Annotated in this window: 27 protein-coding genes and 1 pseudogene; 19 read left to right on the forward strand and 9 right to left on the reverse strand. The window is 51.9% G+C overall.

Annotated features, from left to right (window positions below):
* Window positions 1–38: 38 nt before the first annotated feature.
* Together B3355_RS02595 and miaB are read right to left on the reverse strand one after the other, a co-directional pair.
* A complete protein-coding gene (locus tag B3355_RS02595) occupies window positions 39–989 on the reverse strand; it encodes a PhoH family protein (RefSeq protein ID WP_024930779.1) in 951 nt (316 codons plus the stop codon).
* Between the two features lie 2 nt (window positions 990–991).
* Window positions 992–2329, reverse strand: a complete 1338-nt coding sequence (miaB, locus tag B3355_RS02600; RefSeq protein ID WP_292779909.1) for a tRNA (N6-isopentenyl adenosine(37)-C2)-methylthiotransferase MiaB — start codon at window positions 2327–2329, stop codon at window positions 992–994.
* Between the two features lie 127 nt (window positions 2330–2456).
* Between miaB and cysG the strand changes: the two genes are divergently transcribed.
* On the forward strand, window positions 2457–3848 hold the full coding sequence (cysG, locus tag B3355_RS02605) for a siroheme synthase CysG (protein ID WP_047516776.1): 1392 nt from the start codon (window positions 2457–2459) through the stop codon (window positions 3846–3848).
* Window positions 3849–3864: 16 nt separating this feature from the next.
* On the opposite strand, the gene B3355_RS02610 is transcribed toward cysG, so the two are convergent.
* Window positions 3865–5142, reverse strand: coding sequence for a sensor histidine kinase (locus B3355_RS02610; protein WP_019883161.1), 1278 nt, complete (start codon window positions 5140–5142; stop codon window positions 3865–3867).
* Between the two features lie 60 nt (window positions 5143–5202).
* Window positions 5203–5928 carry a two-component system response regulator OmpR gene (gene ompR / locus B3355_RS02615; RefSeq protein ID WP_019883160.1) on the reverse strand — a complete coding sequence of 242 codons (726 nt, stop codon included), beginning with the start codon at window positions 5926–5928 and terminating at the stop codon, window positions 5203–5205.
* Between the two features lie 474 nt (window positions 5929–6402).
* Here ompR and B3355_RS02620 point away from each other — a divergent pair, with 474 nt between their 5' ends.
* Window positions 6403–6981 (forward strand): EF-hand domain-containing protein, encoded by a 579-nt coding sequence (locus tag B3355_RS02620; RefSeq protein ID WP_232411533.1) that lies wholly within the window; start codon window positions 6403–6405, stop codon window positions 6979–6981.
* Window positions 6982–7083: 102 nt separating this feature from the next.
* Window positions 7084–8229, forward strand: a complete 1146-nt coding sequence (locus tag B3355_RS02625; RefSeq protein ID WP_292779918.1) for a GNAT family N-acetyltransferase — start codon at window positions 7084–7086, stop codon at window positions 8227–8229.
* Between the two features lie 136 nt (window positions 8230–8365).
* On the opposite strand, the gene B3355_RS02630 is transcribed toward B3355_RS02625, so the two are convergent.
* On the reverse strand, window positions 8366–9058 hold the full coding sequence (locus tag B3355_RS02630; RefSeq protein ID WP_292779920.1) for an SDR family oxidoreductase: 693 nt from the start codon (window positions 9056–9058) through the stop codon (window positions 8366–8368).
* Between the two features lie 81 nt (window positions 9059–9139).
* On the opposite strand from B3355_RS02630, the gene B3355_RS02635 reads away from it, so the two are divergent.
* The 5 genes from B3355_RS02635 (at window position 9140) to B3355_RS02655 (ending at window position 13980) form a co-directional block, all read left to right on the forward strand.
* Window positions 9140–10258, forward strand: coding sequence for a TIGR03790 family protein (locus B3355_RS02635; RefSeq protein ID WP_292779922.1), 1119 nt, complete (start codon window positions 9140–9142; stop codon window positions 10256–10258).
* A gap of 97 nt (window positions 10259–10355) precedes the next feature.
* On the forward strand, window positions 10356–11654 hold the full coding sequence (gene phoR / locus B3355_RS02640; RefSeq protein ID WP_024930786.1) for a phosphate regulon sensor histidine kinase PhoR: 1299 nt from the start codon (window positions 10356–10358) through the stop codon (window positions 11652–11654).
* A complete protein-coding gene (locus tag B3355_RS02645; protein WP_292779924.1) occupies window positions 11651–12388 on the forward strand; it encodes a hypothetical protein in 738 nt (245 codons plus the stop codon). The genes phoR and B3355_RS02645 overlap by 4 nt, the downstream gene beginning before the upstream one ends.
* Before the next feature lie 8 nt (window positions 12389–12396).
* Window positions 12397–13560 carry a cupin domain-containing protein gene (locus B3355_RS02650; RefSeq protein ID WP_292779926.1) on the forward strand — a complete coding sequence of 388 codons (1164 nt, stop codon included), beginning with the start codon at window positions 12397–12399 and terminating at the stop codon, window positions 13558–13560.
* A gap of 204 nt (window positions 13561–13764) precedes the next feature.
* On the forward strand, window positions 13765–13980 hold the full coding sequence (locus B3355_RS02655; protein WP_019883149.1) for a hypothetical protein: 216 nt from the start codon (window positions 13765–13767) through the stop codon (window positions 13978–13980).
* A 151-nt stretch (window positions 13981–14131) separates the two neighbouring features.
* Here the strand turns inward: B3355_RS02655 and tpiA are convergent, their stop codons facing one another.
* Window positions 14132–14914: a triose-phosphate isomerase gene (tpiA, locus tag B3355_RS02660; protein ID WP_019883148.1), complete on the reverse strand. Its 783-nt coding sequence runs from the start codon at window positions 14912–14914 to the stop codon at window positions 14132–14134.
* Window positions 14915–14978: 64 nt separating this feature from the next.
* Here tpiA and ybeY point away from each other — a divergent pair, with 64 nt between their 5' ends.
* The 7 genes and pseudogenes from ybeY to B3355_RS02695 all read left to right on the forward strand — a co-directional run bounded on the left by ybeY (window position 14979) and on the right by B3355_RS02695 (window position 19340).
* Window positions 14979–15413, forward strand: coding sequence for an rRNA maturation RNase YbeY (ybeY, locus tag B3355_RS02665; RefSeq protein WP_024930789.1), 435 nt, complete (start codon window positions 14979–14981; stop codon window positions 15411–15413).
* A 38-nt stretch (window positions 15414–15451) separates the two neighbouring features.
* A pseudogene (locus tag B3355_RS02670) lies at window positions 15452–16218 on the forward strand (segregation and condensation protein A).
* An 11-nt stretch (window positions 16219–16229) separates the two neighbouring features.
* Entirely contained in the window at window positions 16230–16778 is a 549-nt protein-coding gene (gene scpB / locus B3355_RS02675) for an SMC-Scp complex subunit ScpB (protein WP_292779931.1), read from the forward strand.
* A gap of 8 nt (window positions 16779–16786) precedes the next feature.
* Window positions 16787–17134 carry a winged helix-turn-helix domain-containing protein gene (locus B3355_RS02680; protein WP_036299174.1) on the forward strand — a complete coding sequence of 116 codons (348 nt, stop codon included), beginning with the start codon at window positions 16787–16789 and terminating at the stop codon, window positions 17132–17134.
* A gap of 84 nt (window positions 17135–17218) precedes the next feature.
* A complete protein-coding gene (modA, locus tag B3355_RS02685; RefSeq protein WP_292779936.1) occupies window positions 17219–17974 on the forward strand; it encodes a molybdate ABC transporter substrate-binding protein in 756 nt (251 codons plus the stop codon).
* Between the two features lie 23 nt (window positions 17975–17997).
* On the forward strand, window positions 17998–18687 hold the full coding sequence (modB, locus tag B3355_RS02690; protein ID WP_292779938.1) for a molybdate ABC transporter permease subunit: 690 nt from the start codon (window positions 17998–18000) through the stop codon (window positions 18685–18687).
* Entirely contained in the window at window positions 18687–19340 is a 654-nt protein-coding gene (locus tag B3355_RS02695) for an ATP-binding cassette domain-containing protein (protein WP_292779940.1), read from the forward strand. Before modB ends, B3355_RS02695 begins: the two co-directional genes overlap by 1 nt.
* 28 nt (window positions 19341–19368) lie before the next feature.
* On the opposite strand, the gene B3355_RS02700 is transcribed toward B3355_RS02695, so the two are convergent.
* From B3355_RS02700 to nadB, 3 genes are read right to left on the reverse strand one after another with little or no spacing between them, the layout of a single operon-like run.
* A complete protein-coding gene (locus B3355_RS02700; protein WP_024930796.1) occupies window positions 19369–19848 on the reverse strand; it encodes an FKBP-type peptidyl-prolyl cis-trans isomerase in 480 nt (159 codons plus the stop codon).
* A gap of 59 nt (window positions 19849–19907) precedes the next feature.
* A complete protein-coding gene (locus B3355_RS02705) occupies window positions 19908–20390 on the reverse strand; it encodes a thermonuclease family protein (protein ID WP_292779945.1) in 483 nt (160 codons plus the stop codon).
* Window positions 20391–20397: 7 nt separating this feature from the next.
* Window positions 20398–22008 (reverse strand): L-aspartate oxidase, encoded by a 1611-nt coding sequence (gene nadB, locus B3355_RS02710; protein ID WP_292779947.1) that lies wholly within the window; start codon window positions 22006–22008, stop codon window positions 20398–20400.
* A gap of 209 nt (window positions 22009–22217) precedes the next feature.
* Here nadB and rpoE point away from each other — a divergent pair, with 209 nt between their 5' ends.
* The 4 genes from rpoE to B3355_RS02730 all read left to right on the forward strand — a co-directional run bounded on the left by rpoE (window position 22218) and on the right by B3355_RS02730 (window position 26044).
* Window positions 22218–22847 carry an RNA polymerase sigma factor RpoE gene (rpoE, locus tag B3355_RS02715; RefSeq protein ID WP_019883135.1) on the forward strand — a complete coding sequence of 210 codons (630 nt, stop codon included), beginning with the start codon at window positions 22218–22220 and terminating at the stop codon, window positions 22845–22847.
* Between the two features lie 100 nt (window positions 22848–22947).
* On the forward strand, window positions 22948–23412 hold the full coding sequence (locus B3355_RS02720; protein WP_019883134.1) for a sigma-E factor negative regulatory protein: 465 nt from the start codon (window positions 22948–22950) through the stop codon (window positions 23410–23412).
* Between the two features lie 20 nt (window positions 23413–23432).
* Window positions 23433–24419, forward strand: a complete 987-nt coding sequence (locus B3355_RS02725; protein WP_292779950.1) for a MucB/RseB C-terminal domain-containing protein — start codon at window positions 23433–23435, stop codon at window positions 24417–24419.
* Between the two features lie 206 nt (window positions 24420–24625).
* Complete coding sequence (locus B3355_RS02730; protein ID WP_292779952.1) at window positions 24626–26044, forward strand: DegQ family serine endoprotease; 1419 nt, start codon at window positions 24626–24628, stop codon at window positions 26042–26044.
* The last annotated feature ends 191 nt before the right edge of the window (window positions 26045–26235 follow it).

The raw sequence follows: 26235 nt of genomic DNA on the forward strand, positions 1-26235 counted from the left end.
ATTTAAAGTAGCACAGTAGGTAATGCATAAACTATGAATCACTTTTCTGCAGCACTCTGCTCAAACTTCTCATACGCATTAATAATCTTCTGCACTAACGGATGTCTTACTACATCTTGCGACATAAACTGGGTAAAGGCGATGCCTTTGACATCTTTGAGAATCTTTTGTGCTTCTACCAAGCCACTTTTCTGGTGACGCTGCAAGTCAATCTGCGTGACGTCCCCCGTAATCACGGCTTTGGTACCAAAACCGATGCGGGTTAAAAACATCTTCATCTGTTCTGGCGTGGTGTTCTGCGCTTCATCCAGAATAATAAAGCTCTGGTTGAGCGTACGGCCACGCATATAGGCGAGCGGGGCGACTTCAATGGCGCCACGTTCGAACATTTTATTCACGGTGTCATAACCTGCCAGGTCATACAGCGCGTCATACAACGGGCGCAGGTAAGGGTCAACTTTCTGGTTTAAGTCGCCGGGTAAAAAGCCCAAGCGCTCACCGGCTTCCACGGCCGGGCGCACTAATACAATCCGTTTTACGCGGTCGCGCGTCATGGCATCCACCGCGCTGGCGACGGCGAGGTAGGTTTTACCTGTACCTGCGGGGCCGATGCCAAAGGTGATGTCGTGGTCCTGGATTTGCTGCAAATAACTGACCTGGCGTGGCGTACGGCCATGCAGGTCGCCACGGCGTGTCATCAGTACCGGCATCGCGCTGCTGGCGACTTCTTCCGGTTTGAGTTTGTCGATTTCGACCAGGCCTAATTGAATGTCTTCCAACTCAATTGGCTTTTTGGATCGCGCATAAAAATTTTCCAGCATTTGTGCGCCCAGCCGCATATTGGTTTGCGTGCCACTCAAATAGAAGGTGCTGCCACGGCGGTTGATTTCAATATCAAGACCATTGGCGAGTTGGCGGATGTTTTCATCCAGCGGGCCGCACAGGTTGGCCAGCATCAGGTTATCTTCGGGGCTTAAGGTAATTTCCATGCTTAATTCACAATTTCGCCAACCAGGCGATGGGGGTTGTAGACGTCGGTAATTTTGACTTGAACCATTTGATGGATAAAACGGGCATCGGCAGCGATATCCACGACGCGGCCGTTGTCGGTTTTACCCGCCAGCAAGCCAGGGTCTTTCCAGGAGGGGCCGTCAATCAGTACGCGTTGTACGGTGCCTAGCATGGCGCGGCTGATGGCATCACCGTTGGTTTCGTTTTCGGTTTGCAGTTGCTTCAGCCATGCGGCTTTATCCGCTTGCGGGGTTTCGTCAGGCAGGTAACTGGCTGGCGTGCCCGGGCGCGGGCTGTACAGGAAGCTGAAACTGTAATCAAAACCGACATCGCGCATCAGTTTGAGTGTGGCCTGGAAGTCTTTTTCTGTTTCGCCAGGGAAGCCTACGATGATGTCGCTGGTAATGGTCAGTGCTGGATTGGCTGCTTTCAGTTTGCGGATCAGGCCTTTGTATTGCAACACGGTGTAGTTGCGTTTCATCGCCATGAGGATACGGTCACTGCCAGCTTGTACCGGTAGATGTAATTGATTGGCCAGTTTTGGCACATTGGCATGGCAGGCAATCAGGCGCTCGTTCATCTCGTTCGGGTGGCTGGTCGTGTAGCGGATGCGCTCGATTTGCGGTATCTCGGCCACGGTTTCAATCAGCATCGCCAGATCAGCTTCAATCCCTGCATATTGCACACGGTAGGCATTGACGTTTTGGCCTAACAGGGTAATTTCTTTCACGCCTTGTTCGGCCAGTTGGATCGCCTCGGTCAGGATGTCTTCAAACGGACGTGAGAATTCTTCACCGCGCGTGTAAGGCACGACGCAGAAGCTGCAATACTTGCTGCAGCCTTCCATGATGCTTAAGAAGGCCGTTGCCCCTTCGATACGTGGTGGTGGCAAGTGGTCAAACTTTTCAATTTCGGGGAAGGTAATATCCACCTGCGGTTTGTTTTCGGTCTGCTTGGCTTTGATCAGCTCTGGCAGGCGGTGCAGGGTTTGCGGGCCGAACACCACGTCGACATACGGTGCGCGCTTGATAATCGCATCGCCCTCTTGGCTGGCGACACAGCCGCCGACACCAATGACCAGGTTGGGGTTTTTCTCCTTGAGCGGGATCATGCGGCCCAAATGGCTGAATACTTTTTCTTCGGCTTTTTCGCGCACCGAGCAAGTGTTGAGCAAAATCACGTCGGCTTCTTCCATATTATCGGTCTGGGTCATGCCGTCGTGTTCGCGCATGAGGTCAACCATGCGCGAAGCATCGTATTCATTCATCTGGCAACCAAACGATTTAATGAATATCTTTTTTCCGCTTTCCTGCTTCATTGAACGCTAAATTTCTCACAAAAACAGTATTTTAGCGTATTTGCAGGTGAAACCCTAGGCAACAATGAATCCCCGGAGAACTGGTCACTGCGGTAAAATATAGTTCTTTTATTCAAACACTGTCTGCATGCAAGCCTTACCGATTTTTTTCAATATTGCACAACGCCTGTGTATCGTCATTGGTGGCGGCGATGTCGCCACGCGCAAGGTGCTCATGCTGCGCAAGGCGCAAGGCCAGGTCACGGTGATCTCGCCTGAATTGTGCGATGAGTTACACGTGTTGTTCGAGCAGGGTGAGATTCAATACGTGCAGGATCAATTTCAGCCTGGGCAACTGACGAGCGCTTGCCTGGTGATTGCAGCCACAGATGATGAGGCCGTCAATGAAGCGGTTTCGGTTGCGGCTAAACGCCTGAATATCCCGGTGAATGTGGTGGATGCTCCAGCTTTATGCACGTTCACCATGGGCTCCATTATAGATCGCAGCCCGGTGGTAATCGCGGTTTCCAGCGAAGGTAATGCGCCGGTATTGGCGCGACATATCCGCAGTAAAATCGAAACCATGCTGCCTGCGGCATATGGCCGTATCGCGACCATCGCCGGCGAGTTTCGCGAGCAGGTGAAGGCCAAGTTTACCAATATGCCTGCGCGCCGCCGATTTTGGGAGGGTGTGTTGAATGGGCCGTTGGTCGAGCGCGTATTGTCCGGCCAGGAACAGGCTGCGCGTGACTTGCTGGGTGAGTTGCTCAGTCAGAGTGAAGATGCGCCCACGCGAGGTGAAGTGTATCTGGTGGGCGGCGGCCCGGGGGATCCTGACTTGTTGACCTTCAGGGCGTTGCGCCTGATGCAGCAGTGTGACGTGTGTGTCTATGACAAGCTGGTTAGTAAAGAGGTGATGGAGTTGGTGCGACGCGATGCCGAGTTGATTTACGTCGGTAAATCACGCGACCAGCATACGTTGCCACAAGAGGAAATTAACCAGTTGCTAGCCAGGCTGGCATTGGAAGGCAAGCGCGTGTTGCGCCTCAAAGGCGGCGACCCGTTTATTTTTGGTCGCGGGGGGGAAGAAATTGAAACCCTGATGCAACATGGCGTGCCATTTCAGGTGGTGCCTGGTATCACGGCGGCGAATGGTGTTTCCAGTTATGCCGGTATCCCATTGACGCACAGGGATTATGCACAAGCCTGTTTGTTTATCACTGGCCACCTGAAAGATGGTACGATTGATTTGGATTGGCAGGCCATGGCGCGGCCCAAGCAAACGGTGGTAATTTATATGGGCTTGGTGGGGCTGGAGCAAATTTGCGCCAAGCTGATTGCACAAGGGGTTTCGCCAGATATGCCCGCCGCCGTGATTCAGCAGGGCACGACACAAAAGCAACGCGTGGTGGAGTCTACCTTGAAAAACTTGGCGGCAGATGTCGCCGCTGCTGGGTTAAAGCCGCCCAGCCTGACCATTATTGGCGAAGTGGTGAAATTGCGCGCACGCTTGAACTGGTTTACACCGACCGACGAGTAAAGTCGGGTCCTATCAATCAGGTATTCGGCAGGATGGGTAAAGAAAGCCTGGCTTCCAGCCCACCTTCAGTGCGGTTGAGCAGTGCCAACTGGCCGCCATGCAAGGTGGCGATACGGTTGCAAATCGCCAAGCCCAGGCCGCTGCCACCTTCGTATTTATTACGCGCGCTGTCCATACGCTCAAACGGGCGTAGCAAGCGCTCTGCATGTTCAGGCGGAATGCCGGGGCCATTGTCGAGTACGCTGATCACAATCTTGTCAGCCATGACCTGGCTGCGCACTTCTACTTTACCCTTGCCGTAGTTGTAGGCGTTGCCGACCAAGTTATCGAGTAGGCGCTGCATGGCAAGCGGCCGGATAGGGATGAAATATTTAGGCCCCAGTGACACTTTTAACTCACGGCCTGCGCGGCGCTGACGTTCAGCCAGCGCATGCAGCAGGTCGTTGATATCCATCATGCGTGTGGGTTCGCCTTCCACGCCGCGTACAAAATCCAGGAACTGATGGATGATATTGTCCATGTCGGAAATATCTTCAATCATGCCATGCTTCATGTAGTCCGCTTCTGCTGGCAGCATTTCTACCGCCAGGCGCAGGCGTGCCAGCGGGGTGCGGATATCGTGTGATACGCCTGCCAGCAATAATGTGCGTTCGGCATCCAGGCGTGCCAGCGATTCGGCCATTTCGTTAAAGGTATGCGTCACTTCGCGCAACTCCTCCACACTATCCTCTGGCAGTTTTGGCGCCGGCTCGCCATTGCGCAGACGTTCGGCTGCATGTACCAGCATGGTCAGTGGTCGGTTAATTCTGGCAGTCAGCAAGTAGCCGCCAATCAATGACAGCAAGCCTACTACGGCGGCCCATCCCAGCCAGTGCCAGGGGAAAGGGCGGTCGACCTGGATTTTTGGAATGACTACCCAAAAGTCATCTTGACCCACATTAAAGCTGATCCAGAGGCCGGGAATGTCGTAATGGTTGACCGTGATAATGGTTTCTTCGCCCATACGCTCACGGATTTTTTGTGCCACCAGGTTAATAAACGGGTCTACGGGCAGCGGCTCAATGTCTTCCAGAAAGTCTGCAGCATAGACGCGCACACCCTCACGGCCGGACAGTTCTGACAATAAGGCCAGGCGGCGATTTTCATGCGAGGCAATCAGTGAGGCGCGGGTGTAATTAACGATGGTGACTGCCTGTAAGGCAGCCGCGGTTGCGCGTGGTTCGCGGTCAAAATAATCAAAGATTTTGAGCGAGGCATAGATGCTGACCGCCAATAAAATGGCAATCAGTAACATGATGCGGGACAACAGTCTGCGAGGCAGTAGGCGCACGTGAGTTAGAGCAATGCAGGCAGCTTATTGCGGCGCTTCGCCATCTGGAATAAACACATAGCCAAAGCCCCACATGGTTTGCAGGTAGCGTGGATGTGCTGGATCCGGTTCGATAATGCGGCGCAGGCGTGACACTTGCACATCTATGCTGCGGTCAAACACATCCAGCTCGCGGCCACGGGCCAGTTGCATCAGGCGGTCACGTGACAAGGGCTGGCGCGGATGTTCGGTAAACACCTTTAACAGGGTGAACTCGCCACTGGTAATAGTAATCGGTACGCCATTTTTGGTCAGGCTGCGTGTGTTGGTGTCAAAGACAAACTCACCAAACTGAAACGCCGCACTTTTTTCTTCAACCGCTTGTTTGGGCGTAATTTCGTGACGACGCAACACGGCGTTGATCCTGGCCAGCAACTCACGTGGATTAAACGGTTTCGGCAGGTAGTCATCAGCGCCCATTTCCAGGCCAACAATGCGGTCGACTTCGTCACCGCGTGCAGTCAGCATGATAATAGGTGTCATGTGATTGGCACCACGCAGTCGGCGGCAGATGGCCAGGCCATCTTCACCTGGCAACATCAGGTCGAGAATCAGCAGGTCAAAGCTCTCGGCAGACATGGCTTTGTCCAGCTCTTTGCCATCGGAAACGGATTTGATATTGAATCCTTGTTCAGTGAGGTAGCGCTGTAAAAGTTCGCGCATACGCAAATCATCATCAACCATCAATATTTTTTTTAACTGTTCTGCCATACGTACCTTTTTACACAGAAGCGTGCGTTTTGTTAACGCGCCGGGCCGCCATCGGGATGACCTCACACAAGAGGTCAAAATGGCTTAGCCATAAAACTTATCTTTATCATTATACTCCAAGCCGTATCCGGCATGAAGTGGGGTGGTTACAACTTGGTTACAAATGGCGCGGGGGATGAAATATTGCATTTACAATCCTGATGCAAGATGACTGCCTGAAATTGACAGTCATGGCGATGAAAGAATCGCTATTTTTTGTTAAATCAGTTGATGCCGCGACCAGAGTTGCGTTATGTTAGGCAGCCTGATTTTAAAGTCAGGCAATATCTGTCATGTTAATCGTGCTTGGTTCTACTTTAAAAAGATTGTTTTTCAAAAAGCTTTGAGTGAAACAAGAATTTAGTGAAACAAGAATTAAGGTATTACGTTTGGATGTGGATGTGTAAAGCGAACAAACATTTGAAAGAGGTTTTTTTGCTAACAACGACCATGTTGCTGGCATCGCCTGTGTCTGCCGATCTGAAGCTACCTATTCGGCTGACGGATAATCGTATCGTCGATAATGACGATGTGGGCCTCTCCAAGACGCTTGAACATAACTTCAGTCCTGAAGACCGTGCGCGTTTACGCAAGGCCTTGTCTGATTATGCACGTAATACCGACCCTGATCACCAGCTCATGCTGCAAAAGCGCAAGGTGATGCACGACAGCATTTCCCAGCGTTTTAATGAATGCAACCGCGACAATGATGATTCGCTGGATCGCGAAGAAGCCACCCTCTGTTTGCCGCAGGTAGCGCGTCATTTTTCATATGTTGACCTTGATGGTAACGGTGTTATTACCCTGGATGAGTTGGAAAATGCGTATGCGCAAATGGTCGAGCGGCAACGTGAGGCTGAAGCCAAAAGCCAGTCACAGCAAGCGATTGTGTCAGATTCAGACACAGATAAATCCAAAAATAAATCCAAACCGGCTTCCGCAGTCATTCCCGCCAATAGTACGGTGAATTCCACTGGCAAAGATGCTTCTGTCATCCGTAAACGCCCTAGTTAAAAACATCCTGGTTAAGTCACTGTTCTGATGCCTCCCTGCATGCCAACTTCAGCCTCGGCGTGTTCACTTTCTCATTTGTGTGTGATCACGGCTTAATCCCGTATGGATATCAGTCAATTATCGTTTGTCTGGTATCGTGGTTTGCAGGACATTTCAGCTACGGCCTGGCAGGCATTAGCCGGCTCTCATCCTATGCTGGATTACCGGTTTTTGCGGGCGTTCGAATTGTCGGCAGCGGTGGATCACGAAACCGGCTGGATTCCCTATCATTTGGCCGTTTTAAATGGTGAGCAACTGCTTGCTGCGGCACCTTGTTATATTAAAACCCATTCGTATGGTGAGTATGTCTTTGACTGGTCGTGGGCGGATGCTTACGAACAGGCGGGGGGCCAATACTATCCCAAACTGATTTCAGCCATTCCGTTTTCGCCCGTTACCGGGCCGCGCATGCTGATCCACCCTGATTATCCAGACTCCATTGCCTTGGCCAAAGCCATGCTGTTGCAGATGCGTGAACTGTGCCAGGCGCATGCCTTATCCGGGCTGCATGTGTTATTCCCTGATGAGCCGTCGGCAGCAGCTTGTGCCGAGGCTGGTGGCTTACGCCGCCATGGTGTGCAGTTTCGCTGGGAAAATCCAGGCTACGCTGATTGGGAGGCTTTTCTTGCTGCACTTAGTCGCGACAAGCGTAAAAAGATACGCCAGGAGCGCAATAAGGTCGCTCAGCAAGGTGTGCATTGCCGTGTACTCAACGGGCATGAGGTCAGTTCGGCGGAACTCGCCTTGTTTTATCAATGCTACTGCAATACTTATCACCGGCACGGCAGTAGTCCTTATTTATCCTTGGCTTTTTTTGAGCACATCAGTCGTGACCTGCCTGAACAGTTCAGGCTGTTTATCGCCAGCCAGGATGGCGAAGACGTGGCCGCCAGTTTATGTGTGCTGGGGGATGACACATTGTACGGTCGCTATTGGGGCAGCTTGCGCGATATTTCGTGCCTGCACTTCGAGTTGTGTTACTACCAGCCGCAACAATTCTGTATCAGCCACAACGTACGCTATTTTGAAGGTGGCGCCCAAGGCGTACACAAACTGGCGCGGGGTTTCACCCCTTATACTACTTGCTCCTATCACTGGTTAAGTCATGCTGACTTCCACCAGAGCGTTGCGCGCTTTTTGGCCCGCGAAGCCAGCACCATGCAGGACTATGTCGATGAGCTAGAAGAGCGTAGTCCTTATAAGGGCTAATTTACCGCCGATAAGCTAAGTATTCAAGATACGACTTAAGCGCTCTAACGGTGCCACCTGCTTCGGGCCCCATCTGCCGCGCCGAGCNNAAAAGTAACTCGCCGAAAGGGCGAAAAGCAACAATGTAAACAACCAATCACCAAGGAATCCTTTTCCCATCATAAGCAATAAACTCCCCCGATTGCGCACTGCTCAAACCCTCAATTACCTGGCGCAATCCACGCACGCTGGTTTCGGTATCAATCAAGCCATTTGGCCCGCCCATATCTGTACGCACCCAGCCCGGATGCAAGGCTGCAACTTTGATATTGAATTCGCGTAAATCAATGGACAAACTCTTGACCACCATATTCAATGCGGTTTTGCTACTGCGGTAAATATACTCACCACCGCTGCCGTTGTCTTCCATACTGCCCATTTTGCTGGTCATGGCGATGAGTTTCGCCTGGTTGGCGCGGCGAAGTTGCGGTAAGAAGGCCTCGGCGAAGTAGTAGGTGGTCAGCGTATTGACCTGGAATGCGTGCAGCCAGGCTTGTGGATCGGTCTTGCCGAATGCGCTGTCAGGGTAAGTGCCGGCGTTGCTGATTATTGTATCGATAGTGAGTGCGGACAATTGGCCAGCCAGCGCGCGAATGGCACTGACATCGCCTACATCCAGCGCCAATATCTGGATGTTGGTATGCTTGGCAGCTAGCTGTTGTAGTGCTGTCGCCTTGGACGGGTCGCGTACGGTGGCGTAAACCTGCTGGCCGCTTTCGGCATATTGCTTGACGTACTCCAGCCCAATACCACGGTTGGCCCCTGTGATCAGAATTGTTTGTGTCGTCATTATTTGCCTCGTTTTCTTCAATCAATTGAATCTGGGATATGATTGAATTTTACGCCGGTTTGTTTGCCATAGTGGCTATCTTTGCAATTGCAATGGAGTATTGAGTTGATGGGTGTGGGTTATCGTTTGGGACAGGTGAGTGCCTGGATGGCACTGTGTTTTGTGTTACTGGTGACAAAAGCCATGGCGGGCGGGGTGGATGTGAGTAAAAGAATCCCGCTAAGGCCTTCTTTATTAAAGCCTGAAGATGTGGCGGTGATTTATAACGTCAATGATGCGCAGAGCGAAGAAGTCGCCCGTTATTACTTGCAGGCAAGGCAAGTGCCTTCAGAAAACCTGATTGGTGTCGAGTTACCCAGGCATGCTAAAGACGCATTAACCGTGCCGGAGTTTGAGTCTTTAAAGGCGCAACTGGATGCCAAACTGACCAATCAGCAGGTATTGCTCCTGGTGTGGCGCACACCCTTTGCTGTGCAGTGTAACAGCCTGACCAGTGCACTGACCCTGGGGCTGGACTTGAACCAGTGCCGTAAAACCTGTGACCCGGGGCGTGATAGTCCTTATTTTAATAGCTCGTCATTGCGGCCTTGGGCAGATCACCATATCCGCTTGTCCATGCTGCTGCCGATCAGCAATGTAGAGTCAGCCAAAGCCTTAATCGATCGTGGTGTGTTGAGTGAGTTCAGCTTAAATGACGCCGATGGCTACTTTCTCAAAACGCGCGATGTTGCGCGCTCCAAGCCGCGGGAGGCATTCTTTCCGCAGGATGGCATGACCGTTAAATCCAAGAAACTCACTATGCATACCTTGAGCCAGGAGTCGATTGAAAAACAGGGCGCGGTCATGTTTTATTTCACCGGGCAAAAGCAGGTGGATTTCATGTTGACGAATACTTATTTGCCCGGCGCGATTGCCGATCATCTGACCTCCTCTGGGGGCGTGTTGGCCAGCTACAATGACCAGATGCCAGCGTCGCGCTGGCTGGATGCGGGGGTGACGGGCAGTTATGGCACGGTTTCCGAGCCCTGTAACTACTGGCAGAAGTTTCCTAATCCGCAAATTGTGATGGCGCATTACCTGTCAGGCGAGACCTTGATTGAGGCCTACTGGAAAAGCGTGAAGTGGCCAATGCAAGGCGTGTTTGTGGGCGAGCCGCTGGCCAAACCCTTCGCAAGAAGCGCCCCGGTCATGGCTGAGTAAGCGGTCTATTTGCTCCTGGGCGGCTGTCATCATCCTGTCATTGCCTGCGCGCAGATGTGTCGTATAATCGCCGACATTGATGTGTTGAGAATAGCTTGTGCAAGATATTCGTTGGAAAGCGTTCTGGAGTCTGCTGTTTTGGGCGTTCTGTTGCCTGATGGTGGGCTGGTTCACCAGTGCAGACACTGCCTGGCTATTGTTTATGGCAGGTGTGCTGGCCTATCTCGCCGGGCATTTGTACTGGACGCACCGCCTGTACCAGTGGGCGCTCAAACCCAGCCTTAACTTCATGCCAAACGGCAAAGGCATCTGGGAGGACATCTTTGCTAATCTGTATCATGAAATGCGCCGCCATTCGCGCAGCCAAAGTCAGCTGAGCAGTACACTTGAGCGCCTGCGTCATGCCACCAGTGCGTTGCCAGATGGGGTGGTGGTGCTGAATAACCGTAACGAAATTGAATGGTTTAACGAGCCTGCGATTCAGCGACTGGGTTTAAAGCGGCATCATGATGAAAACCAGCCGATTTATTACTTGTTGCGGCAAGCCGAGTTTGTGACGTATTTGCAGGCCGAAGATTACAGTGAGCCGCTTAAACTCAAATCCTGGCGCAGCCCGGATGTGACGCTGGAATTACAGATTATTCCCTTTGCCAGCAAGCAGCGCTTGCTGATCTGCCGTGATGTCTCTGCCATTGAAAAAACCGAGGTCATGCGCCGCGATTTTATCGCCAATGTATCGCATGAGTTGCGTACGCCACTGACAGTCATCGGCGGTTTTCTCGAAACCATTAGTGATATGCAAGGTGAGGTCTCGCCGGATATCCAGCCTTATTTCGACATGATGCAGTCGCAAACAACGCGCATGCGACGCATTATTGAAGACTTGCTGACCTTGTCGCGTTTGGAAAATAACGTCACACTCAAAGATGAAACCGATATTGCCATGCCTGCCTTGCTGCAGCAGTTGCAGAAAGATGCACAAGCCTTGAGCCAGGGCCAGCATACCGTGACGCTGCATATGGAGACGAAAGTTAATCTGCGCGGCAGTTATAACGAATTATTGAGCGCCTTGAGTAACCTGACTAGTAATGCCGTGCGCTATACCCCTGAGCAAGGCAAGATTGATATCTACTGGCAGATGCGCGGCGAGGATGCCGTATTCAGCGTGCAGGATACCGGCATAGGCATTGAGCCGCATCATTTACCGCGCCTGACGGAACGTTTTTACCGTGTCGACAGCGGCCGCAGTCGTGACACTGGCGGCACCGGCTTAGGGTTGTCCATCGTCAAACATATTTTGCATCACCATCAGGCCAGTTTGCAGATTGAAAGCGAGCCTGGCCATGGCAGTCGTTTCCAGATTGTCTTTCCGGCACAGCGGGTATTGCCTGCATGAGTTTTTCCGGCTGGCGTGTGATGATCTTACTGCTGGCCGGATGCAGCACGACACCGGATGGCGGTTATGTCGATTCGCCTAATGGGCGGCCAGTCCCTGTGCGGCAAGACCGCAATACCTTTCATCAACTGGTTAAAACGGACCTCGATCGCCTGGCCGATATTGAATATAGCGAAAACGTCAGTACCTTGCGCTTGCTCATGCTCAAAATGTACAAGCGCAACCCGGCCGAGGCGCAAAAATCAGGACTGGGGACGCCGGAGCAAATTGCCAGCTATGTGTTTGAGCAGGTCACTGTGCATCACTGGCAGTTCGATGCCTTGGGTGGTGCGCAAGATACCGCTGCGATTAAACTGGCCCTGAATGCGCAATACAGCGGAGACCGCGTGTTGGCACTGGTGGTTGGCATACAGTCCATGCTGTTTCGTGCCCATGGCAATAAATCGGCTTTTTTCCTCACCGATAGCATAGAGCCGCAGAGTTTGTATAATGCGGCCAGGAATATTGAGATTGCGGTATGGAAGCTTACCAATGCCAAAAATACACAAGGCGAGTTATTGCTACTCACCAATAGTCAGCCGGGCGAAGTGCAGAATCTCAGCTTTGAGCGGGAATTCAGCAAGCTGATCGCCCGGACCGATTTGTTGGCGCTGACACTGGCCGAAAAGTCGCAACGTTTTATTTCGCGCCTGACCCAAAGTATTACCACGGCGCCTTTTCTACCTTTTAGATAAATTTAATCATGCAACAAGCACTGACCTTACTCAATGGCTTAACACCGGCACAGTTCATGGCGGAATACTGGCAAAAAAAGCCATTATTGATTCGTGGCGCAATGCCGGACTTCCAGGGCTTGCTAGATCCTGAAGAGCTGGCCGGGCTCGCGTGTGATAGTGAAGTGCCCGCCAGGTTAATACAGTTTGATCCCGACCGTGCGCAAACAGGAGATGGCTGGCAAGTCAGGCAAGGGCCATTTGATGACGATGACTTTACGGCATTGCCAGCGCAGTATTGGACGCTGCTGGTACAGGGCATGAATCATGTGTTGCCGGAAGCGCAAGCCTTGTTGTCACTGTTTAATTTTATCCCGACAGTCAGATTGGATGATGTGATGGTCAGTTACGCGCCTACGGGAGGCGGGGTTGGCCCGCATATCGATAGTTACGACGTTTTCTTGTTGCAAGGCGCAGGCAAGCGCCGCTGGCGCATCAGCCAGCAAACGGACTTACGTTTGATTCCTGAAGCGCCGTTGCGCATCCTGTCGCATTTTGTCAGTGAGCAAGAGTGGGTGCTGGAACCCGGCGATATGCTGTACCTGCCACCCAATGTCGCGCACTGGGGCATCGCCGAAGATGATGACTGCATGACCTACTCCATTGGTTTCCGGGCCCCAGCGGCCAGGGAACTGGCGATCGAGTTCCTGGATGAGTGCCGCCAGAATGGCTTGCCGGATGCCTTGTACCGTGATCCCGACTTGCAGCCAGTGGTGGATCCGGCAGAAGTGGACGTCAATATGGTGAATAATGTCGCAGACATGTTGCGTCGCTTGCCCTGGCAAACGGAGCAATTAGGGCCTTTTCTGGCAAAGTATTTTTCTGAGCCCAAGGCATATGTTGTTTTTTCCCCTAATCGTAAACTCAGCATGGAAAAGTTTTCGCAACGCCTGGCACAACAGGGCGTCGTCATGGATCTGCAGACACAGATGCTGCATTGGCAAGGCCAGTATTTTATCAATGGTGAAAGCGTGCAAGCGCCCCCTGAAGGCGCGCCTTTGTTGAATGCCTTTGCCAATCATCGACAACTGGAGCCGGCGATATGCCAGGGAGAGCCGGTAGTGAGCTTGTTGCCATGGCTGCATGAAATGTATTTGTCAGGCTATGTGCATCTGGCTGAAAACGTCGCTTAATTGCATTGGTAGCAAATGATTTGCGGGTGTTTTTGTGAAAAAAACACCTGGATGTGGTTGTTACGCAAAAAAATCCATGTTTTTTAAGAGAATGTGCGTTCTTTTTTTAATGAATTACTGATACAATTTTTTCACTCGGCTGGTTCTGCATCAAGGGGATTGTCCGTACATAATTTTTTGCTCATACATACTAAGGAAATAAAGATGACACGTTCTGCATTGTTGGCTGCATTGTTGGCTCTGGCTTTGACTGCTTGTGGTGAAAAACCAGCTGAAGAAGCGCCTGCTGCTGAGGCACCTGCTGCTGAAGCTCCAGCTGCTGAAGCTCCAGCTGAGGCACCTGCTGCTGAAGCCGCTCCTGCTGAGGCTGCACCTGCTGAAGCTGCTCCTGCTGAAGCTCCAGCTGAAGAAGCTAAGTAATTCAGACTTGAGTAATCTGGTTTTAATTAAGTCTGGTTTACCTAAAATCTAGCATTCACTTAAAATCCAAGCTTACTTAGATGTAGAAAAGCCGACGAAAGTCGGCTTTTTTATTTGTGCTTCAATAATCGCTGAAGGCGATACTTGCCTGTCAGGCCGCGCTTTTGAGTGGGGTTAATTCATTTGCAATCTGGCAAATGCGGATAAAGTCTTCTGCTACCAATGCGGCACCGCCAATCAGACCGCCATCGACATCCGGCATGCTGAGCAGTTGAGCGGCATTCCCTGGGTTCATGCTGCCGCCATACAATAAGGAAATCTCCTCTGCCACTTGCGCATCAAGCAGTTCAATGTGGCCGCGGATAAAAGACAAAATAGCCTGCGCATGTTGCGGTGTGGCTGCCTTACCCGTGCCGATGGCCCATACCGGTTCATAAGCAATCACGCCTTTTGATAGCGCCTGGATGCCGACATGCGCAATGACCGGGTTCAGTTGACGCACCACCACCAGGTCAGTTTCACCCTGCTCATACTCATCCAGCGTTTCACCGATACACAAGATCGGTGTCAGTCCGGCCTTTAAGGCGGCTTCAAAACGTTCACCACAGCTTTCATCATTGTCGTGGCCGCGCTGTCTGCGCTCGGAATGACCAATAATCACATAGGTGCAGCCAAACTCCTTCAGCATGAGCGGTGACACAGAGCCTGTGTAAGCGCCTTTTTCATGGCGGCTCATGTTTTGCCCACCCCAGGCAATATGGCTATTTTGCAGCACTTGCTGGGCTTGATACAGGTAAGGATGTGGCGGGCACACCGCATAGCGGGCGCGGTGATGGCGTGTCTGTTGCAACAGGCTTTGCATGAATTGCTGGTTGTCTGGCAAATTGCCATGCATTTTGCGATTGGCAACCACCAACTTGGGGCGATTTGTCATCACACCGTTTCCTTTAAGGGTTTTCTTTCTATAATGACGGATATTCTACAGAAAACTTGACGTTATGCCCGCATTAGATTTTTCCCTGCAACTTGCCTCAGCTACGGCCGATATTCCTGCTGCGGCGCAATTTAAACGTTGGGTGCGTGCCGCATTGCGCGTAGAAACCAGCCTGACGATCCGTATTGTTGACGAGGCAGAAGGGCAGCAGTTAAACGCGGCGTATCGCGGCCGCGATTATGCAACCAATGTGCTGACTTTTCCTTTAACCGAGGAGCCGATGCTCATGGGCGATATTGTGATTTGTGCGCCCGTCGTTGCCAGGGAGGCGCTTGAGCAGGGCAAACCGCTGCTGGCCCATTATGCGCATATGACCGTGCATGGTGTGTTGCATTTGCATGGCTATGATCATGAGGTGGATGCCCAGGCCGAGTTGATGGAGGCGATGGAAATCGCGGTGATGCAAACACTCGGCTTCGCCAATCCTTATGCAGAATAAGCTTTAATCCCAGGCAGCAAATCCGCTACAATCCCTGCATGGAGTTCACTGCCCACAGTCCGGTCAAAATCAAAGGCGAGCCGCTTTCGACGCTGCCGCAGGACCTGTACNNGTCTATCTGGAGACCTTTGAAGGTCCGCTGGATTTGTTGTTATATCTGATCCGCAAGCACAATCTGGATATTCTGGATATTCCCATGGCTGATCTGACAGTGCAGTACATGACTTATGTCGATAAGATGAAGACGGTGAACCTGGAACTGGCAGCCGAGTATTTGTTGATGTCCGCCATGCTGATTGAGATTAAGTCGCGCATGCTGTTACCTAAACCGGCTGAGGTGGCAGAGGAAGAGGATCCGCGTGCGGAACTGGTCAGGCGCTTGATGGAATACGAAGCGATTAAACTGGCGGCACAACGGCTGGATGCGATGCCTAAAGTGGGCCAGGAGATTGATGTGGCGGCAGCTTATTATCAGCAGATCAGCCTGGTAAAACCGCCGGAAGTGAGCCTGGATGACCTGGTAGAGGCCTGGCGTAATGTGCTCAAACGCGCCAAATTGAATCAGCACCACAAGCTGGGGCGTGCCGAGCTTTCTGTGCGTGAGCATATGAGCTTGCTGCTGCGCAGGCTGAGTGCCGTGCAGGTGCTGCGTTTTGATGAGTTGTTCGATCTTGAAACCGATGGTGTGCCCAAGCTGGTGGTCAGTTTTCTGGCCATGCTTGAGCTGGCCAAAGAGGGTCTGGTGCGTATTACCCAGCAAGATGCGTTTGGCACCATTTATGTGCAAGCCAATAGTGCGGCTTAGGAAGCAATCTCATGCGTGAACCAGACAGTATTGAAGAGATGAAGCGTATTCTGGAAGCCGCGTTACTGACTTCGCCACAACCGTTGGCACTCGATGATTTGCTCAAGTTATTTGCCGGGCGCATGGAGCGTGCGACGCTACGTATGCTGCTGGATGAGTTGAAAGCGGACTGGGTAGAAAAAACATTGGACCTGGTGCAGGTAGCCAGTGGATATCGCTTTCAGGCCAAAGCCGAATACAGTGAGTATCTGTTGCGTTTGAACCCGGAACGACAGCCGAAATATTCGCGGGCAGTGATGGAAACACTGGCGATTATTGCGTACAGGCAACCAGTCACGCGCGGCGATATTGAGCAAATCCGTGGCGTGGCCGTGAATCCTAATGTGATTCGCCAACTGCAGGAGCGTGACTGGATCGACGTGGTCGGGCAACGTGAAGTGCCGGGCAGGCCATCACTATATGCGACGACCAAACATTTTCTGGATGACTTGAATTTGCGCTCACTGGCAGAGTTGCCGCCTTTTGAGGCGTTTGCGCAAACAGAAATCCCGCTGGAGTAAGATAGATCATGCAAGCGTCTCTACTTAAAATCAGAATCAACCACGAAGGCAACACCGCACTCGGGCCTGGCAAGATCGAGCTGCTGCAACACATTGCGCAGCATGGCTCAATTTCTGCGGCCGCCAAACAGATGCGCATGTCTTATCGCCGTGCCTGGGAGTTGGTAGACATGATGAACCGCTGTTTTGACCAGGCAGTAGTGGTGAGTATGGCGGGAGGCTCTCATGGCGGGGGCGCGCAAGTGACCGAGTTTGGCCAGGCGTTGATACTGGCCTATCAGCAGATTTTACAAAAATCGGCGCAAGCCGCCGCGGATGAATTGCATCTGATTACGCAGCATTTGAAGAAAGACTGATTTTTTTAATTATCGTAATGCATATGCGGGTATAACGATGGTAGCATCGCATATGCATGATGAATTGATAACTGGGTGATCGTAATGAAAAAGTGGGTGTGGCTAGGGTTGTGCCTGATCAGCGTATTGGCGCAGGCGGAAGACAAAAAAATCAAGGTGTTTGCTGCGGCAAGTTTGACCGATGTCATGAACGTGCTGGTCAAGCAATATGGACAGCAAACCGGCGTGCAGGTCGTGCCTGTCTATGGCGGCTCGGGCACCCTGGCCAAACAACTGGAGCAGGGAGCGCCAGGTGACCTGTTTATTTCCGCAGATGAAAAGTGGATGCAATACCTGAAGGATAAGCAATTGGTGCAGGTCGCCACGATCAAGCCATGGCTGGGTAACCGCCTGGTGATGATTACGCCGCAAAACAAGCCGTTAACAATCAAGGCTGACGCCAGTACTGATATTAGCCAGCAAGCCCCTGGCTATTGGTGCACGGGCGATACCTTGTCCGTGCCGGTAGGCATTTATGCCAAGCAGTCACTGACTAACCTGGGCTGGTGGGACAAGCTGAAAACGCGGCTGGTGAGCACGCAGGATGTGCGGGCAACACTGAGCTTGGTCGAGCGTGATGAGTGTGATGTTGGTATCGTTTATGCCAGTGATGCGCAATCATCCAGCAAGGTGAAAGTGGCCGGTGAGTTTGCCGAAAACAGTCATGTGCCGATTATCTATCCGATGGCATTATTGCCGCAGGCGACAGCAGAAACCAATGCTTTTTACCACTACCTGCAATCCGCCGAAGCTAAAAAACTGTTGCTCTCTTACGGTTTTAAACCCTTGTTCAACGATTAGTCTGCAAGCTGTTTGTGACTGTTATGTGGTCGTTGTCTCCTGTTGAAATCGACATCGTGCTGTTGTCACTGAAAGTGGCTGCCTGCTGTGTGCTGGTGTTATTGTTGCCAGCCATCGCTATGGCCTGGCTGCTGGCCAGAAAGCAATTCTGGGGACATGCTGTTGTGGATGCGCTGGTGCATCTGCCCATGGTGCTACCGCCAGTGGTGCTAGGCTATATGTTGCTGGTGTTGCTGGGACGGCGCGGCTGGATTGGTAGCTGGTTGTATGAGCAATTTCACATACAACTGACCTTCCACTGGTGGGGGGCGGTGATCGCCTCTGCTGTGATGGCGTTTCCGCTGATGGTGCGTGCTATTCGCCAGGCGCTGATGCAGGTAAATCCTTTATTGGAGCAGGCCGCGCAGACATTGGGGGCCACACCAGTCAAAACATTTTTTTCAATTACCCTGCCGCTTTCTTATCATGGTGTACTCACTGGCGGTATTCTGGCGTTTAGCCGTAGCCTGGGTGAGTTTGGCGCCACCATTACCTTTGCGGGTAACCTCGAAGGTGAAACGCGTACCTTGCCATTGGCGATTTATAGCCTCACCCAGTCGCCCGAGGGCGATGCTGCTGCCTTGCGCCTGGTGATATTGAGTGTGCTGGTCTCTGTATTTGCTTTGCTGGCCAGCCAGTGGCTGGAGCGCCGCTTACTCAGGAGTCAGCGCTGATGTTTACGGTCGATATCCGGATACAGCAGCCTTATGCGGCAAGCACTGCATTTGACCTGCAGGCAAACTTCGCGCTGGCCCCCGGCCAATGCCTGGGGATCATGGGTGCATCGGGTTCAGGAAAAACAACCTTATTGCATAGTATTGCCGGGCTGTTGATGCCGTCTTCCGGCGTCATCCGCAGTGGTGATCATCTCTGGTTCGATCATAAACAGGCGATTCAGTTGCCGCCATGGCAGCGCCCGGTCGGACTGGTGTTCCAGGATGGACGCTTGTTTCCGCATATGAGCGTAGAGCAGAATTTACGCTATGGCATGCCCGCAGGCATGGCCAGGATCGTGCTGCCCGAGGTGGTGGATGTGCTAGCCATCCAGCCCTTGCTTAAACGCAAGCCCAGCCAGTTGTCTGGTGGGGAAAAGCAGCGGGTGGCCATCGGGCGTGCTTTGCTGCGTCAGCCTTCGGTGCTACTGATGGATGAGCCATTGAGTGGCCTGGATGATCAGCTCAAGCAGCAAGTATTGCCTTATATCAAGCAGGTGATTGCAACGTTTGGTTTGCCAACGCTATACGTCAGTCATGTGGGGGATGAGGTGGCAGAGGTTGCCGATGAGGTGTTAACGCTGGCGCAAGGAGTCTTGCGCCAGGCCAAATAAGCTGCTTATGAGGTAAGCAGCGTGCTACTTAGTGGTGATGACCACCGGCACCATGTACGTGCTGGTGAGAAATTTCTTCCTGGTTTGCTGAACGCACGCTGGCGATGGTTGCAGTAAACAACAGGCGTTGGCCAGCCCAAGGATGGTTGCCGTCAACCACGACTTTGCCGTCTGCAATGTCAGTGATGGTGTACAAAATCACGTCGCCGGTTTCGTCTTCACCTTCAAACTGCATGCCCACTTTCAGGTCTTTGCTAGGAAATGCGCTGGCTGGTTCGATTTGCACCAAGGCATCATCGTATTCGCCAAAAGCATCTTCCGGGTCCAGGCTCACTTCTATCACGTCGCCCACGTTTTTGCCGTGCATGGCTTCTTCCACTTTCGGGAAAATGTTGTCATAACCGCCATGCAGATAGGCAACCGGATCCTTGCTTTCTTCCAAGGTGTCGCCATCGCTATTTTGCAGTTTATAGGTCATGGTGACCACGGTGTTCATCGCTACTTGCATGTCTAAAGTCCTAAAGTTCTTTGATAAAACAGTATTCTAAAGGATATTGTCTGCATGTGTCATTCTTGCCGACGATAATATTGTCCGTAAAGTTTTCGCCATTGCCAGGGCGGCATCGGCTCGGCATCTTGCCACAAGCCCAAGCCCAAGCCTTGTTGCAGTGCCTGGCGCTGTAATGCATCCAGTTCTAACCGTTTTGAATAGCGTGCGTTAAACCAGGCCATGCCCAGCGCAATTTGTGATTGGCTGGCATCGGTGTTGTTGCAATACAAATGCCCCAGTGTCCTGCCATATATATCACGGCCTTGCAGGTGGACGGCAATGTTTGCGTGCTCGCAAAGCTGCTTCAGGCTGCGTCTGGATTGGATGCCGAAAGCTTGCTGCCGTTCAGGTGCGTCGATATCCAGCAGGCGTAAGTGGTAGGTGAGGGTGTTGTCACGAATAATGACGGTGTCGCCATCAATGACGTTGACCAGTACAGGCGCTGCATGTGAGTAAACGCTTGCAATAAGCAAGCTGACTGGCAGCCAAACTTTTATCATGCAATGCTTAATCCAGCAGGCTGGTGTAATTGTCTGGTGTCAGTACACTGGGAATCGCCTCTGGCAGCAAGTCGGGATAATCTTTACTGAAGTGCAGGCCGCGACTTTCATGGCGGTCAATGGCGCAACGCACAATCAGTTCGGCGACTTGCAGCAAATTACGCAGTTCAATGAGGTCGTGGCTGACTTTGAAGTTACTGTAGAACTCATGCACTTCGTTTCGCAGCATATGGATACGATGCAGGGCGCGGCTCAGGCGCTTGGTGGTGCGCACAATGCCGACATAGTTCCACATGAAGCGGCGTAATTCATCCCAGGTGTGGGTAATCAACACTTCTTCGTCGGCGTCTGTGACGCGGCTTTCATCCCAGTCAGGCAATGAAATGGTCGGCTGTAAGCCCAGTCTTTCTATATCAAGCGCGCAGCTCTGACTAAACGCCAGGCACTCGAGCAAGGAGTTACTGGCCAGGCGATTCGCCCCGTGCAGGCCGGTGCACGCCGTTTCGCCAATCGCATACAGGCAGTCAATGTCGGTGCGGCCATGCATATCGGTCATCACGCCGCCGCAGGTGTAGTGCGCAGCAGGCACCACCGGAATCGGCTGTTTGCTGATATCAATGCCCAATTGCAGGCAGCGCTGATAAATGTTGGGGAAGTGCGATTGAATAAACTCGACTGGTTTGTGGCTGATATCCAGGTAGACACAATCCAGGCCGCGTTTTTTCATTTCAAAGTCGATGGCGCGCGCCACCACATCACGTGGTGCCAGTTCGGCCCGTTCATCATGCCAGGGCATAAAGCGCGTGCCATCAGGCAACAGCAATAAGCCACCTTCACCACGCAATACTTCTGAAATCAAAAAGGATTTTGCATGCGGGTGATAAAGGCAGGTTGGGTGAAATTGCACGAACTCCATATTCGCCACGCGGCACCCTGCGCGCCAGGCCATGGCGATACCGTCGCCGGTGCTGATGTCAGGGTTGGTCGTGTACAAATATACTTTGCCCGCGCCGCCCGTGGCGGTGACGGTGTATTGCGCAGAAAGCGTGATCACTTTGCCAGTCTGGTTGTTGAGTACATAAGCGCCCAGGCAGCGGTTGGGGCCGTCGCTGGCTGTTTGTTTGAACAGTTTGTGCGTGGTGATCAGGTCGACCGCGATATGGTGTTCGAGAATGGTGATGTTCGGGTGCTCGCGTACGCGATCTGTGAGTGTGGTTTGCACTGCCTGGCCGGTCGCATCAGCGACATGTACCACGCGCCGGTGGCTGTGACCGCCTTCACGGGTCAGGTGCAAGCGGTCATCGTCCGCTTCGCGAGTGAAATTCACGCCTTGCTGCAATAACCACTCAATGCTGGCACGGCCATTGGTCACCACCATGCGCGTCACTTCGCTGTCACACAGTCCGGCGCCTGCATCCAGGGTGTCTTTAATATGGGCTTCTATGGAGTCTTCGCTGTTGTGTACAGCAGCAATGCCGCCTTGCGCCCAGTTGCTGGCACTCAGTGTGAGTTCGCGCTTGCTTAAGATGCATACCCGGTGTTGATCGGCCAATCTTAACGCCAGCGATTGTCCCGCCAGCCCGCTGCCAATAATCAGGACATCAAACACTTTATTCATATTGTTTTGAGATCAATGGAACTTTGGAAGGCAGTGCAAGGTCACATAGCTGTCTGTATTGCGTGTTGCAGTGGCAGGCAAAAATAAGGGATGAGGCGATGTTACACACAGCAAATTTAGAGGCGTTAACGCGCACCGGGTTCGTCGAAAATAACACAAAAGCGTATACTACTCCCAATCATAAAATTACCCAAGGGAGTCATCGCGATATGACTGTTCAGGCGGCGAACGCCAAACAGCAAGAGAATAAAGAGTTTGACCAGATGCTGGTTGAACGCGCTCAGCAAGGCGATAAGCGCGCCTTTGGATTGTTGGTTGAAAAATACCATCGTAAACTCGGCCGCCTGTTGTCACGCATGATACGCGACCAGGCAGAGGTGGAAGACGTGGTGCAGGAGTCTTTTATCAAGGCGTATCGTGCATTGCACAGTTTTCGTGGTGACAGTGCGTTTTACACCTGGTTGTACCGGATTGGTATTAACACGGCCAAGAATTATCTTGTTTCTTTGGGGCGCAAGCCGCAGGTGATGCAGGATGTGGAAATCGAAGATGTAGAAAACTTCGATGAAGGCGATGACATGCGTACGATGGAGACGCCTGAAACATCGTTGATGACGAAAGAAATTGCGCAAACAGTGAACGATGCGATTGCCGCATTGCCTGAAGAGTTACGCACTGCAATTACTTTGCGCGAGTTGGAAGGCTTGAGTTATGAAGACATTGCTAACGTGATGCAATGTCCTATCGGTACAGTACGTTCACGTATTTTTCGGGCGCGCGAAACAATTGCGGCGAAGTTGAGGCCATTGTTGGATACACCTCAGCATAAACGTTGGTAATCGCGCAATATTTGCTATAAAACGGTGGTGGGTGTGTAGGTGTTATGACAAATTTTTTGTTAAATGCTAACATAAAAACATTGATTGACTTGGGGTTATTATGAAGCAGCAATTATCTGCATTGGTCGACGGTGAAGTCGATGTTGAACGCTGTGAACATATTTTTCTCGCAGCCAAATCTACGGGTGACGTTGCCCAGGCCTGGCGTGACTATCATGTGATTCGCGATGTGATCCGTGAAGAATGCTGGGTGGAGTCTGATATGACCAGCCGCATTATGGCGCAGCTTGATGATGAACCCACCATGTTGGCGCCGCAAGCCCTCACTGTGTCTGAAAAGGTGACTCATATCCGTCCGCGTTTCAGTAAATATAGCTGGTCAATCGCCGCTTCGGTGGCTGCCGCTTTCTTTGTGGGCATGTTCGTGTTGAATCAGCCGGAAGTGGCTGCACCGACGCAAATTGCTGACAATGACACAGATCAATATGTCGTCGCGCATCACAACTATGCACCTAATAGTGCAACGTATTACATGCACAATGTAGCTTATAACGCTGGCGAATAACTTTACTGTCGTTACTCCGTATGTCACCTAAGTTTGATTTCCTTCGGGCGTTTGATTTCCGTCGAGCGCTCTTGCCTGTCTTGTGCCTGGCGGCCATCAGCCAGGCTGCTTTTGCCGAAGAAGATCTCTGGGCAACCATGCAGAAAACCGCTTCTGCCGCCCGAGAGTTAAATTATCAGGGTCTATTTGTTTATCACAACGGCGCGATGATACGCTCGGTGCAGATTACCCATATTTATGAAGGCGGACGCGAGTTCACCCGCAATGTGGTGCTGGATGGGCGGCCGCGCGAAGTCTTCAGTGAAGGCGATGATATCGTCATCTTCAATGCCAAAAATGACAAAGTCGTGATTGAAAAGCGGCGCGGCCAAAACCTGTTTCCGGCCATGTTGCCCACACAGTTATATCCCCTCAAGCAAAATTACAAACTGAAGTTTGTCGGCCAGGAGCGCATTGCCGGACGGTTAGCGCAAGTGATCGACATGGTGCCGAATGACAACCTGCGTTATCAGTATCGGATCTGGTCAGATGCTGAATATGGCTTGTTGCTCAAAATGAGCATGCTCGATATGCAAGGCCATACGCTGGAACAGATTGGTTTTAATCAGGTGGCAATGCTGCACACCAAGGACCTTGACTGGTTTCAGCCCAAAATCGATGCGACCAAACCTTATGTGATGGATGACACCACCGATTTGACACACACGGTGGATAATCTGGTCGTGGCTAATTTGCCCGCGGGTTACAAAAAAGTGGATCAAATCCAGTTGAAAGTGCCGGGCAGGACTGCGCCTGTGCAGCAATTGATTTTCTCAGATGGTCTGGCATCCGTATCGCTATTTGTGGAGCCGATGGTCAAAGGCATGCAGCCGCGTGTTGGCAAGAAAACCATGGGATCGACCAATGTCTATGCGCATGTGTTAAATGGCTACCAGTTGGTGGTCGTGGGCGAAGTGCCTGCGCAAACGGTTGAGCAAATCGCTCAACAGGTGACGTTTAAAAAATAATTTCATGCCTGGTCAGTGGTTCAATTGCAAAGATTGATCGTTCCCAGGCCTCATGACATGGTGCGCAACCACTCTCCCCACAACTTGTATTTCTCTGCAGCGTCGCCATGTAATGAGGGTGACGCTTTCCAGTGTCAATATGCCCGTGCTGTGTTTCATGGCATGGCGTAAAAGATTTTTTTAATCATTAAATGGTAGGAATAATCATGATGAAACGATGGATTTCTGGCGTGATGTTAGCGTGTGCGGTCACAATCGCCATGCCAGTGGTGGCCGTAGAGGCCAAAGACTTGCCTGATTTTACTGAGTTGGCGGAAAAACAAGGGCCGGCGGTGGTCAATATCAGCATTACTTCTGTGGTGCATGGTGGCAATATTGGCTTCCCTGGTATGCCGAATGACGAAAACCTGCAAGAGTTTTTGCGTCGCTTTGGTATCCCCGGGATGCCTGGTGGTCAAGGCCAGGACGGTGGCCAGGACTATAAAACACAGTCCTTAGGTTCTGGTTTTATTATCAGTGCCGATGGCTATATTCTTACCAACGCGCATGTGGTGAATGAGGCCGATGAGGTGTTGGTCAAGTTGTATGACAAACGTGAATTCAAGGCGAAAATCATCGGTGCGGATAAGCGTACCGATGTGGCGCTGATTAAAATTGAAGCGACTGGCTTGCCTAAAGTGACCGTCGGTGACCCGAACGCATTGAAAGTCGGTGAGTGGGTGGCGGCCATTGGTTCGCCGTTCGGCCTTGAAAACACCATGACCGCCGGTATTGTGAGTGCCAAAGGCCGCGCATTGCCACAAGAAAACTATGTGCCGTTTATTCAAACTGACGTCGCGATCAACCCGGGTAACTCCGGTGGCCCGCTGTTTAACCTGCGTGGCGAAGTGGTGGGTGTGAACTCGCAGATCTATAGTAAAAGCGGCGGTTCCATGGGCTTGTCTTTCAGTATCCCGATTGATGTCGCCATTGATATTTCCAATCAGCTCAAGGCCGCTGGCCGTATTGCACGTGGCTGGTTGGGTATCGGTATTCAGGAAGTCACCAAAGACCTGGCTGACTCGTTCGGCCTCAAGCAAACCAGCGGTGCGTTGATTGCAGGCATTGAGAAAAACAGCCCGGCGGATAAGGGCGGCTTGGAAGCGGGCGATATTATTCTCAAGTTTGATGGCAAGCCAATTACGACTTCGAGTGATTTGCCACGTGTGGTGGCCACCACCAAGCCAGGCAAAGTGGTGCCCGTGGAAATTGTGCGCAAAGGTGCCAACAAAACGCTGCAATTGGGCGTTGGCGAAATGCCTAGCGAACAACCTGAGGTGGCCGCGTCCAGCAAAGAGCCGGTCAAGCCAGAGGCGAATAAAATTGGCCTGACTTTACGTGAGCTCACTGCGTTGCAGAAGAAAAAGCTTAATGGTAAAAATGGCCTGCTGGTGATTGAGAGCAGTGGTGCTGCGGCGCAAGCCGGTATCCGTCGCGGTGATGTGATTCTTGGCTTGAATAACAATGAAAGCCAAAGCGTGGATGCGTTTAACAAGCAGATTAACGCGGTGGCTGCCGGTAAAACAGTGGCGGTATTAGTACAGCGTGGTGAAAACACCTTGTACGTGCCGATTAAAATCAAGTAAGGGCTGTGGTGATGTTGCAAAAAGACAGGGCAGCCTGTCTTTTTGTTTTTTTTAAGGCCGGGAATTCACGCTGCCTGCCTGGGCCTGGGCGGAAAATAAATCACTGATATTCATGCATTTGTTGTAAAATGCACCCCATTTGAAAGGCGCTTCAAGCGCCTTTCTTGCTTGTAAATAACGCATAACTGAAC

This window comes from Methylophilus sp. UBA6697 (assembly GCF_002454655.1).
In the GTDB taxonomy this organism is placed as follows: domain Bacteria; phylum Pseudomonadota; class Gammaproteobacteria; order Burkholderiales; family Methylophilaceae; genus Methylophilus.